The organism is Enterococcus sp. HMSC061C05 (assembly GCF_001814765.1).
Classification (GTDB): Bacteria; Bacillota; Bacilli; order Lactobacillales; family Enterococcaceae; genus Enterococcus_B; species Enterococcus_B lactis.
In genome coordinates, this window is sequence record NZ_KV817737.1 from 1 (window position 1) to 11,337 (window position 11,337).

The window sequence follows — 11,337 nt, forward strand, 5'->3', positions numbered from 1 at the left end:
TCAGGTCAGGACGCTGATTTCACAACCTCTTTTTATTATTGAGAATCTGGTCGAGGAATAATCGTTTTTGCCATCCAAATATCCGGTTTGTCCCAACCACTTGCATTTGGTAAGACACCTACGATTTTATAACCTAATTTTTCATAGAACTCATATGGATGTTCACGAAGGTTCTGGATGGAGGCCACTTTATCAAACGTATGCTCATACAGGTCCGTTTGACTTAACGTTGTTCCATGGTCTAAATCATCCGTACCTAAATAAATCGTTATTCCTCCTCTGGAAGCTACTTCTTTTTCTAAGTAATTGACTAATCGAGTACCTATTTGGTTCTTTCGTCGGGAGCTTTCTACAACTAATGGATGCAATTCCCAACCTGTGATACCGTATTGAGGGATTGCACCAATAAATCCTACTAACTCATCTTGGTCAACCGCTGCTACCGCGATCCGTTCTGGATTCATCATTTCTTCTACTTCTTCTGCCGAGCTGTCTCCATATTCTTCCGGCCAAGTCAGTCTCAGTAAATCAGAAAGCTGATCTTTCAATACTGGATTATTACGGTCAAATTCACTGATTATCATACGTCTTCCCCCTTGTTCTTGCTTATTCTAACAGTCCTTTTGAAAAAACGAAATGTTCTCGCTCAAAAATCTTTAGCTACCAATCAGTATCTCTATTCTTTCATTATTTACCTTACTTATAAAATAAAAAAATTATACAGAAACACTTTATTCAAAATAGGAAAGATCAGGAAGGCCATCAATTGGAGGGAAAAACTCTGTTTGTTCATCATGATATAGATTATCTTTCGCTTTAAAAAAAACAATTATGAATTGACAAATAAAACCTGTTTTCATATAATAATCTTAATTTTTAGAATTTTTAGATAATTACAAAAAAGCAAAAGGAATCGTAGAAATACTAGGAGGAACAAAAATTCATTATTGTCGTTTTCAATGTTTATGTACTTATTTTATTTTTAGGATACTTATTGATGATTTCAAGGTGTTCATGCCACCTTATTCATTACTTATCCTGTCTTAGATTCGCCTCTACTCCATCTACAGCCGCGGTCAGAAAGATCACTCTTTAAAATTTTAACCCGTTTCAACGAAGAAAGAAGGAAAAGAATATGAGTCAAAGTGTTTTCTTACCAAATTATACCATTGGAACAGATGCGTATGAAAAAGCAAATGGAATCGTCAAATAATATGGGAAAAAAGTAGTGCTGATTGGAGGGAAGACTGCACTTTCAAAGGCAGAAAACAAAATAAAAGCAGCTTTGACTCAGGAAATAGAAGTTATCGCCAGTCTCTGGTACGGGGGTAATTCAACTTATGGAAATATTGAACAGTTGATCCAACATGAAAGTGTCCAAAAAGCAGACGTCTTGTTTGCAGTCGGCGGTGGTCGTGCTTGCGATACTGTAAAAGTCATTGGTGAAAAACTAGCTAAACCAGTCTTCACCTTCCCCACTATTGGTTCGAACTGTTCGCCCGTCACTGCGGTGTGTGTCATCTATAACGAAGAAGGCGTAATGGACGGACTCTTCTTTCCTTCAAAACCACCTGTACACACCTTCATTGATACAGCAATTATTGCCGAAGCACCTGATAAATACTTATGGGCAGGTATTGGCGATGCTTTATCCAAAGAAGTCGAATCTACTTTTTCTGCTCGTGGCGATGATCTAGGCTACACGGATAGATTAGGAATCCAAATCGGAAAAATGTGCATTGATCGTCTCTTGACTTATGGTACGCAAGCATTGAAAGATAGTGCCGACGATCGTCCCTCATATGCAATTGAACAAGTCGTTTCGGATATCATTGTTACTACCGGATTGGTTTCTGTTTTAGTTAACAATAACTATAATTCTGCTATGGCACACTCATTCTATTACGGTACGACTGTTTTAGAAAAAATGGAGGGATACCTTCACGGAGCATCTGTCAGTTATGGTGTACTGACCTTATTGATGATGGATCAGCAGTTCGATTTGTTTGATAAAATCTATGTGTTTATGAAAAAGAACCAACTTCCAGTATCGTTAACCGACATGAATCTCAATGTCACGACCGATTTAGAAGCAATCTTAGATAAAGCCATGGCCACAAATGATATCAAACATGTGCCTTATGAAATCACCAGAGAAAAATTTAAACAGGCCATTCTTGACGTAGAAACTTATCATGCTACACAAGAAAGCCAGCAAGGATATAAGAAAATCAGTTAAATAATTGCTAAAACCCCCATCAAGCAGGCTGTCATCAAATTGACGACATTTCTTTGCTTATGAGGGCTTTTCTTGTCAAAAAACGCTTTATAACTTTCGCTATAGAATCTTTTCACTTATTTAAGTTGGACAGTTCCTTAATTAAGAAAACTGCTCCTTTTATGGTAATTGAAAAAACGAAGCAGGCTACGATTATTTGGCAGCTGTTTTTTTCATTTGCTTGCTTCGCAATTGTCCGCAAGCTGCATCAATATCTGTACCATGTTCTTTACGTATCACACAGTTTACGCCGTTTTTCTTCAATACATCATAAAATCTCAATACATCAGCTTTTGGACTGCGAGAATATTGATCATGTTCACTGACTGGATTATATGGAATCAAGTTGACATATGCTAACTTTTTCTTATCTTTTAATAGATCTGCTAATTGTTGCGCATGCTCTGGTCTATCATTTACTTGATTCAACATGATATATTCAAACGTGATTCGACGGTTTGTTTTCTCTAAATACTCATCCACAGCTTCCATCAATTTCTCAATTGGGAAACTTCGGTTGATCCGCATGATCGATGTTCGCACCTCATTGTTCGGCGCGTGCAAGGAAATAGCCAGATTGACTTGCAAGCCGTTATTAGCGAATTCCTTGATTTTGTGTGCTAAGCCACTAGTAGAAACTGTAATATGTCGCGCACCAATCGCCAATCCTTTGGCATCATTAATAATATGCAAAAAGTCCATTACATTGTCGTAATTATCAAATGGCTCACCGATTCCCATTACGACGACATGGGAAACACGTTCACCAAGATTGCGCTCATCAAAATAATGTTGAACCATCATGATCTGCGCAACGATTTCTCCAGCGGTCAGGTCTCGGTTCTTTTTAAGCAACCCGCTTGCACAAAATGTACAGCCGATATTACATCCTACTTGTGTCGTCACGCAAACGGACAAGCCGTATTCTTGTCTCATTAGTACGGTCTCGATCATATTTTTATCAGGAAGTTCAAACAAATATTTAACTGTACCGTCCGAAGCTTCTTGGACGACCATTTGTTTCAGAGGATTGATGATAAAATGCGCCGATAATTTTTCTATCAATTGTTTTGATAGATTCGTCATTTCTGTGAAGTTACTTACACGTTTTTGATACAACCATTCCCAAACTTGGGCAGCTCGGAATTTTTTCTCACCGTTTTCTATAAACCAATTGATTAATTCTTCATTCGTCAAGCCATAGATGGATTGTTTTTCCAAAGTATTTTCCCTCTTTTTCTCAAAGTTTCGCTACATACTATACATGATTCGTTTAGTTAATGCAATACTTCACAAATAAATCGAATAGAACTTTCATCTCATAAAAAGCAAAAAAGACAAGACATCGTACCGTATTAGAAAAAATGGGAAAAAAGCCATTTTTTCTCTTGGTATCATCATGTCTTGTCTTTTTTATATAGTTATTCGTTTTTCAACCGTTCATCGAACAAGTTTTACATTTCATTATCTTCCGGCAGTGGTTCTGATGTTTCCTCTTGCTCAATGAATACTTTCCGAGGCTTACTTCCTTCTGATGGGCCAACAACTCCATGAGCTTCCAGTTCATCTACGAGTCGAGCGGCTCGGTTGTAACCGATTCGAAACCTTCTTTGGAGAAGGGAGATACTTGCTGTTTGCATTTCAACAACAAGTGCTTTTGCTTCCTCAAACAGTTCATCTTGTGGCTGTTCTGGGGCACCTGCCGTTTCAACTTCATCTGTCGGCATCATTTTCTCTTCATAATGAGCTTCTTGCTGATTTGTAACAAATTGAACGACCCGCTCCACTTCATGGTCAGAGATGAATGCTCCTTGCACACGGATAGGTTTATTCTCACCCATTGGCAAGAACAGCATATCTCCTCGCCCTAAGAGCTTTTCTGCTCCATTAGAGTCGATGATCGTCCGAGAATCTGTACCGCTTGATACAGCAAATGCCATTCTGGAAGGTACATTTGCTTTGATGATCCCTGTGATAACATCCACACTTGGACGTTGAGTAGCTAGGATCATGTGGATGCCCGCTGCCCGAGCCATTTGCGCTAAACGAATAATCGCATCTTCGACTTCGTTGCTAGCTACCATCATCAAGTCAGCTAATTCATCTACGATTACTACGATGAATGGTAAGGTTGGATGTTTCGTTCCGTTTTCTAAGTTTTTCTGCTGAACAAATTCATTGTAACCAGAAATATTTCTTACACCAGTTGCCGCAAATTTTTCATATCGTTCTTCCATTTCTTGTACTACTTTTTGTAAGGCTTGTGCCGCTTTTCTAGGGTTCGTCACGACCGGCGTCAACAGATGAGGTATCCCGTTGTACATATTTAATTCAACCATTTTCGGATCGATCATCATCAGTTTTACTTCATGGGGCTTAGCACGCATCAATATACTTGTAATGATCCCATTGATTGCTACTGACTTCCCACTACCAGTCGAACCAGCTACAAGTAAGTGAGGCATTTTCGAAAGATCAGCCGTTTGTACTCGTCCAGAAACATCACGTCCTAAAGGTACTTCCAGTAATTTGTCTGGATGGTTTGGCTGAGCTTCGATGATTTCTCTAAAGGAAACCATACTGATCTTTCCATTTGGTACTTCAATACCAATCAGTGATTTACCTGGGATCGGCGCTTCCATCCGAACATCTTTCGCTGCTAAAGCAAGTGCGATATCATCTGTTAAGTTCACGATTTTACTTACTTTTACCCCTACAGCTGGTTGGACTTCGAATTTTGTGACGGATGGGCCTAAACTAGCTTTGACGACCTTAGCATCCACCCCGAAACTTTGGAAAGTTTGTTCCAATACACCGATATTTTTTTCGATTTTTTTATACTCATCACTTTGATCCACAGTTGGTATAGAATCAAGCAAGTCAACTGTCGGCAATTCGTAATCTTGATTTTCCTGTTCTGCTTCGATCTCAAATTCTAATGAAGTACCGTCATCCTCTGGCAACTCATCAGCAAAACCTTCCGCTGTATTGGTCTGTTTTGGTGTATCTGGTACTGGTTTTTCTAGATTCGCAGGATGGATATTTTCTTGAAAACTGTCAATTGGAACAAAACTTAACTGCTCAGGTTCGGCATTTTCTGGTTCCTGCCATTCATCAGGAGTATTTTTCCTTTGCTGGTTCACAGCTTTTTTCTTCTCATATTCTGCAGCTTCTTTTTCTGCTGCTTCTTGTGCCGCTAAGCGTCTTGCTTCTTTCGCTTCTGCACGCTGTTTCATTCTTTCTTCCTTTGCCGCTTGCTTTTGAGCTTGCTTGGCAGGATCACCTTCTAATAATTCCTGTACCCGTTCTCCAATTGATTGGATACCATTCAGCAGCTGATAGCCTTCCAAATTACTGAACAAGAATGCTCCACCCGCCAGTAATAAAACGGCTGCTAAATAACTTCCAGGCTGTGCAATCAAGAAATAAGTGAAATGATAAAGAATTGCTCCGATCATTCCTCCGCCAACGTTATTATCTATTTGACTTTGTTTTATATCGCTAGCCAATAAGTCCCATGTCGTCCCCATGATATTTGGTTCCCCAGTATGGAGTTTGCCGAATAAATGGGCATGTAGCAATAATAAGATACCGAAATAAAAGAGTATACCGCCAAACCAGCGTCGGTTTTTGCCAATTGAAAACTCTGTATTCTTAATGACAATCCAAAATCCTAATACGGCTAATAAAAGACAGAGGATTTGGTAAGTATTTCCTGCAATGATCCGAAAGCCGTTTGCAATCAATATTCCTAAAAAACCTAATTTTAAAAAGCCGAATACAGCAAATAGAATCAAGGCAAATCCAACACCAATCGTCAGCATTTGTTCTTGCTGCTGTTTTTGCTTTTTCGTTTTTTTCGTCTTTTTCCTTTTCTTAGTAGGCCGTTTCTTTTGTGCCATTTATTATCCCTCATTTCATCAAGTTTCATTATACAAAAAAAAGCAAGGGAACTAAAGTTTTGTTTGAAAGAACTGACGCTTTCTTTCATTTTTCAGCTTATTTTACAGTTTTTCTTAATTTCTAAATGATTTTATCAAAAAAAGGCACGGCCATATCCAGCCGTACCTTCTTGTTTTAAGCATGAGAACTAAAGGTTCTCTCCATTTTCTTCGATCAGTTTTTGGTACCAGTAATAACTGTCTTTCTTGTATCGTTCCAAAGTTCCTTCTTGTGTTTCATCTTGATCGACATATACAAATCCATATCGTTTTTGATAACCGTTCAACCAGCTAAGCAAATCTGTATAAGACCATGTACAATAGCCTAATACTTCTGCTCCATCTGAAATTGCTTCTTTGATTGCTTTGACATGGCTTTGTAAGTAATGGATTCGATAGTCGTCATGGATTTGTTTGTCTTCTGTCAACTTGTCATACTCTCCTAAGCCATTTTCCGTGATCAGCACCGGCATGCGGTAACGGCTCGTGATACGACGCAATCCGATCCTTAAGCCTTCTGGGTCGATCTCCCAGTCCCAATTTGTTCGTTCGACAAATGGATTCTCAACTTTTTTATACATTCCAGGAACCCCTGTTTCTTCTGATGAACCTTTTTTCCCGGTCGTATTCATTTTTCCTGCTCCAACCCCATCTAATGGATTGAATGCATTCGTCGCTGTTTGATAGTAATTGATCCCAAGAAAATCTGGCTTGGCTGATTCTAGCAATTCTGCATCGCCCGCTTCAATCGTTGGCGCCCATCCTTTTTCTTCTAAGAATCTCATAGCAGCAATAGGATATTTCCCCCACATGTAGACATCCATCCAGTAATTGGCCATTAGATCTTCTGCATTTTCGGCTGCCAGAACATTTTCAGGATTACTGTCGATTGGATAATTTGGCGTATACGCAAAGCTTGGTCCGATTTTCCCAGGCATTTCTAACTCATGGAATTTGTTGATGACAGATGCATTTGCTAGATTTGCGATATGGTTGACTTCATACATTCGTTTTGGATCCGTCACGCCTGGCGGATGTGCTGCTAATAAATAGCCTAATGAAGTGAAGATATTTTGTTCATTCAAACTAATCCAGTAATGGACTTTCCCGCGGAATGCCTCAAATAATGTTTCTGCATAATGAGTGAAATCTTCAATGATCTGACGTGACTCCCAACCATTATATTCATCTTGCAACGCTTGTGGAAGATCCCAATGATACAAAGTCAACATAGGTTCGATACCGTTTTCAATCAATTCGTCGATCAATCTGTCATAAAAAGCGAGCCCAGCTTGATTGACTTCTCCGCGCCCATTAGGAAAAATCCGTGTCCAAGCTACAGAGAAGCGGTAAGCTTTTAGACCTTGTTCTTTCATTAAAGCAATATCTTCTTTATAACGATGATAGTGGTCTACTGCCAGATCACCGTTTGTTCCTTTAAATGTCTTTCCTGGAATTCGAACAAATCGATCCCAGACTGATTCGCCTTTCCCATCTTCTTGCCAAGCTCCTTCTACTTGATACGCTGCAGAAGCAGAGCCCCACAGAAAATCTTTTGGAAATGAGGTAAGTTCTTTGTGTTCCATTCATCTCTTCCTTTCCTATAACCTTCAATCGTTCCTCTTTTTAGAATAACACGAAACCCCTTCCATAACAAAATAAAATTATGTAAAACATACTAAGATTAGAGGGGAACATCATTGACGAATGATGTTCCCCTCCCTCTAATCTTAGTATGTTTTTGTTAATTTCTCGGCGTGACATCTTCACCAAACCATTTATTGGAGATCTTTTGGAATTCCCCTGTTTTTTCTAATCGATCAAATGCTTCATTTATCTTCTTCACTAACGTATCATCTGACTTACGCACGCCAACCGCAAAATCCTCACTTTCGTAAGAACCTTTTGTCATGTTGAAGTCTTCTAGTTCGTTTCTTTGTTTCAAATAATAGTCCGCATATACTTTATCCATCAGCAAACCATCGATCCGTCCGCTTTTCAGATCAATCAGTGCTTCATTAAAACTATCGTACAAAACAGCATCTTGGTTTTTGACTATCTCTTTTAATACTTCTGGTTGTTTCGTAAATACATCATAACCAGATGACCCATTTTGCGCACCTAATCTCTTATTTTTCATTTGCTCAAAGCTTGTGATTCCTGATTCTTTAGGTGTGATCAGTACTTGATCATTTTCCATATAAGGTTTTGTAAACTGCACTTTCTTTTCTCTTGCCGGTGTCTTGGAATAGCCATTCCAGATCAAGTCGATCGTTCCATTGTTCAATTCAAATTCCTTCATTGACCAGTCAATAGGCTGAAAGTCTACCGTAATCCCATATTGTTCAAAGACTGCTTTGGCTAAATCAATATCGAATCCTGTAAGCTTCCCGTCTTTATCTCTAAATCCCATAGGAACAAATGTATCGTCCAAACCTATAACGATTTTTTTCTCTTCGTTGATAGCCGCCCAATTATCTGCTGAAGCCTTTTTATTCGAACAGCCTGTAAAAAGAAGAAGACCTACGAGCAAAGCGAATAGAAAACTGATTTTTTTCATCTCTATCTTCTCCTTTCTTAACGAATTGGGGAAACTTTTAATAGTTGATCACCGACATTTTCTGCAAATACGAGATCATGGGTGACAATGATTTGGGTTACCCCGTCTTCTTTCAATGATAGGATCAAACGCTCGACTTGCTGACGCAACTCAGGATCTAAAGCACTCGTTGGTTCATCATAAGCCAATACCCTCGGATTCATGGCCAATGCTCTGGCAATCGCTACCCGTTGTTTTTGTCCGCCAGAAAGCTGATAAGGATAGTTATTCAATAAATCGCTAATTCCTAATGAAGCCGCTAATTCTTCTGCTTTTTTGGTGTATTCTTCTTTTGTCTGTTTCAATACCATTTTCGGTGCTAAGGTAATGTTTTCAAAAATATTCAGATGTGGAAATAGCTGGAAGTCTTGGAATACGACTCCTACAACTTGTTCTTTCATTTTAAGTTCGAATGGATTGAACGGTACACCGTCTAAATAAAATTCTCCGCTGTCAGAGCTTTCTAAGCCAGCCAAGATACGTAAAAGTGTGGTTTTACCGCCACCGGAAGGACCTACGATAGCTAATGTTTTCCCATCTGGAATGATTAGATCCAAATCTTTGATTATTTCTTTTTCACCAAATGCTTTGTTCACTTTCTTCAATTCAATCATATTTCTTCCTCCTATCAGTTAGCGGTAATAATTTAATTTTCCTTCAACTTGTTTCATTACGATTGTTAGAATACCAGTCAATGTAAGATAGATGATTGCCACGCCTAGCAAAGGCAGTAAAGTCGCGTCGCGTTCCATCGCGATTTTCCCGGCACGCATTACGTCACCTAAACCTAATATATAGATCAAGGAAGAATCTTTGACCAAGTTGATAACTTCATTACCTACAGAAGGTAAAACAATCTTTGTCACTTGCGGGATGACGATTTTCGTCACCGTTTGGAAGGGACTTAATTGCAAAACTTGCGCTGCTTCATATTGACCTTGAGGAATCGATTGTATCCCTCCACGGAAGATCTCTGCAAAATAAGCGGCATAGTTCAAGATAAAAGCAAGGAGTGCTGCTTCGAATCGATCAAAAACGATCCCAATCGTCGGCAAACCATAAAAAACAAAAATCAGCTGTAACAATAGTGGCGTTCCCCGCATGATCCATACATATGTTTGAAGAAAGTAGCGTAGTGGCTTAAAATGCAAGGACAATCCTAGTGCTAAAATAATCCCTAATGGCAGCGAGCCAATCAAGGTAAATAAAAATAATTTCAATGTTGTGAGTGCTCCTACTAATAATTGCGGCATAACTTCAATTAAATACTCCATCTTCTTTTCCTCCTTTAAAATAAAAAAATCCTCTTGGCAAATGCCAAGAGGACGTATTATACGTGGTTCCACCTCTGTTTATTTTTTCCTTGCAGAAAAAACCTCACACAGTCGTTGCAAATCAGATGAAAACAAAAAGTCCTTTGATCCGAAGATCAAAGGACGTTAATCACGTGGTTCCACCTTTTTTTACCGGCTCCTCACGGAAAAGCCAGCCTTATCTGGTCATCTAGCAACGACCGCAGCTGTAACGGGCTCCCCGGATTTTCCTACTATATGCTTCAGAAAATCGACTCCAAGATGTGTTTCACGGTTAACTGCTGCCTCTTTCCACCAACCAGAGACTCTCTAAAAACACCTAACTGCTACTCTTCTTTTCGATGTCATTTGTTTTAACTTTACGTGTAATTTACATGATTATTTTTCATTTGTCAACTCTTTTTTATGATACACTAATAAAAAAGGAGGATGATGCGCAATGAGTCGTGCAACCGAACAAGAAGCTTATGAACTACTAAAAAAACTGGATATCTCTTTTCAAAAAGTCGATCATCCTGCGATTACGTCAGTCAAAAATGTCCCTTTTTCCCTACCTGGTCCGCAAGTAAAAAATCTATTATTGAAATCAAGAAAAGGAAAAAAAATCTATCTTGTCATCTTGCCTGATGAAAAGCATGCCGATTTAAAACAACTAGCTGAACAATTAAAAGAAAAGCGCTTATCTTTTGTTTCTGAAGAACAGCTTCCCGACCTTCTAGGTGTTCCAGCAGGTACAGTGACTCCATTAGCATTGATGCACGACAAAGAGAAAAAAATCCAAGTCGTGATCGATGCTGCTATTGATCGTCAAGATACCGTAGGCTTTCATCCAAATATCAATACCACTACGTTGATCATGGATTTTTCCGACTTTGAAAAGATACTTGTTTACTTAGAACATCTGCCAGTTTATGAAAATTTGTAATGATAGAGTAGTTTTCTTATTTCCCAATCCAAGCGTCTTTTTCTTTATTTAGCACAAAATATATCAGAAATTCTTTTAGCCCATCAAACAATGTAACAACTAGTATGAACGCTGAAAACTAGAGTATTCTTCCATAGTTAGCCCAATCCATATTTATTGATTCTACGAAAAGAGGCTGGGACAGAAGCGTTTAACTCCAAGAAATAAGAAGAAGTTCAAGAAATTATTTCCGAAGGAGTTGCTTCTGCTTTCGCCGGTTATACGTGTTTAGAGCGTGAGAC

At 38.8% G+C, this 11,337-nt stretch carries 8 protein-coding genes, 2 pseudogenes and 1 other annotated feature; of the genes and pseudogenes, 2 read left to right on the forward strand and 8 right to left on the reverse strand.

Annotated elements, in window-relative coordinates; genetic code table 11:
• Positions 1-35: 35 nt before the first annotated feature.
• Positions 36-584, reverse strand: coding sequence for an aminoglycoside 6'-N-acetyltransferase (gene aac(6') / locus HMPREF2988_RS05750; protein WP_002293569.1), 549 nt, complete (start codon positions 582-584; stop codon positions 36-38).
• 551 nt (positions 585-1,135) lie between these two features.
• Between aac(6') and HMPREF2988_RS05755 the strand changes: the two are divergent.
• Positions 1,136-2,239, forward strand: a pseudogene (locus tag HMPREF2988_RS05755) (iron-containing alcohol dehydrogenase family protein).
• Here HMPREF2988_RS05755 and HMPREF2988_RS13945 read toward each other — a convergent pair.
• The 7 genes and pseudogenes from HMPREF2988_RS13945 to HMPREF2988_RS05785 form a co-directional block, all read right to left on the reverse strand.
• A pseudogene (locus HMPREF2988_RS13945) lies at positions 2,236-2,442 on the reverse strand (hypothetical protein). The pseudogenes HMPREF2988_RS05755 and HMPREF2988_RS13945 sit on opposite strands and share 4 nt — an antisense overlap.
• On the reverse strand, positions 2,432-3,499 hold the full coding sequence (rlmN, locus tag HMPREF2988_RS05760; RefSeq protein WP_002293564.1) for a dual-specificity RNA methyltransferase RlmN: 1,068 nt from the start codon (positions 3,497-3,499) through the stop codon (positions 2,432-2,434). Before rlmN ends, HMPREF2988_RS13945 begins: the two are co-directional and overlap by 11 nt.
• A 233-nt stretch (positions 3,500-3,732) precedes the next feature.
• Positions 3,733-6,180 (reverse strand): DNA translocase FtsK, encoded by a 2,448-nt coding sequence (locus HMPREF2988_RS05765; protein ID WP_070770160.1) that lies wholly within the window; start codon positions 6,178-6,180, stop codon positions 3,733-3,735.
• Between the two features lie 188 nt (positions 6,181-6,368).
• A complete protein-coding gene (locus HMPREF2988_RS05770) occupies positions 6,369-7,805 on the reverse strand; it encodes a glycoside hydrolase family 1 protein (protein ID WP_070770161.1) in 1,437 nt (478 codons plus the stop codon).
• Positions 7,806-7,963: 158 nt separating this feature from the next.
• Positions 7,964-8,779 carry an amino acid ABC transporter substrate-binding protein gene (locus tag HMPREF2988_RS05775; protein ID WP_070770162.1) on the reverse strand — a complete coding sequence of 272 codons (816 nt, stop codon included), beginning with the start codon at positions 8,777-8,779 and terminating at the stop codon, positions 7,964-7,966.
• A 17-nt stretch (positions 8,780-8,796) separates the two neighbouring features.
• On the reverse strand, positions 8,797-9,432 hold the full coding sequence (locus HMPREF2988_RS05780; protein ID WP_002293345.1) for an amino acid ABC transporter ATP-binding protein: 636 nt from the start codon (positions 9,430-9,432) through the stop codon (positions 8,797-8,799).
• An 18-nt stretch (positions 9,433-9,450) separates the two neighbouring features.
• The gene (locus HMPREF2988_RS05785) at positions 9,451-10,092 is read right to left on the reverse strand and encodes an amino acid ABC transporter permease (RefSeq protein ID WP_070770163.1); all 642 of its coding nucleotides are present in this window, start codon (positions 10,090-10,092) and stop codon (positions 9,451-9,453) included.
• Between the two features lie 44 nt (positions 10,093-10,136).
• Positions 10,137-10,482: a binding site (T-box leader), on the reverse strand.
• A gap of 88 nt (positions 10,483-10,570) precedes the next feature.
• Between HMPREF2988_RS05785 and HMPREF2988_RS05790 the strand changes: the two genes are divergently transcribed.
• A complete protein-coding gene (locus HMPREF2988_RS05790) occupies positions 10,571-11,056 on the forward strand; it encodes a prolyl-tRNA synthetase associated domain-containing protein (protein WP_002293342.1) in 486 nt (161 codons plus the stop codon).
• Positions 11,057-11,337 lie beyond the last annotated feature (281 nt).

Coding starts and splice junctions, on each gene's coding strand:
- HMPREF2988_RS05765 (WP_070770160.1), bottom strand. CDS start 6,180: ATGGCACAAAAGAAACGGCCTACTAAGAAAAGGAAAAAGACGAAAAAA.
- HMPREF2988_RS05770 (WP_070770161.1), bottom strand. CDS start 7,805: ATGGAACACAAAGAACTTACCTCATTTCCAAAAGATTTTCTGTGGGGC.
- HMPREF2988_RS05775 (WP_070770162.1), bottom strand. CDS start 8,779: ATGAAAAAAATCAGTTTTCTATTCGCTTTGCTCGTAGGTCTTCTTCTT.
- HMPREF2988_RS05780 (WP_002293345.1), bottom strand. CDS start 9,432: ATGATTGAATTGAAGAAAGTGAACAAAGCATTTGGTGAAAAAGAAATA.
- HMPREF2988_RS05785 (WP_070770163.1), bottom strand. CDS start 10,092: ATGGAGTATTTAATTGAAGTTATGCCGCAATTATTAGTAGGAGCACTC.
- HMPREF2988_RS05790 (WP_002293342.1), top strand. CDS start 10,571: ATGAGTCGTGCAACCGAACAAGAAGCTTATGAACTACTAAAAAAACTG.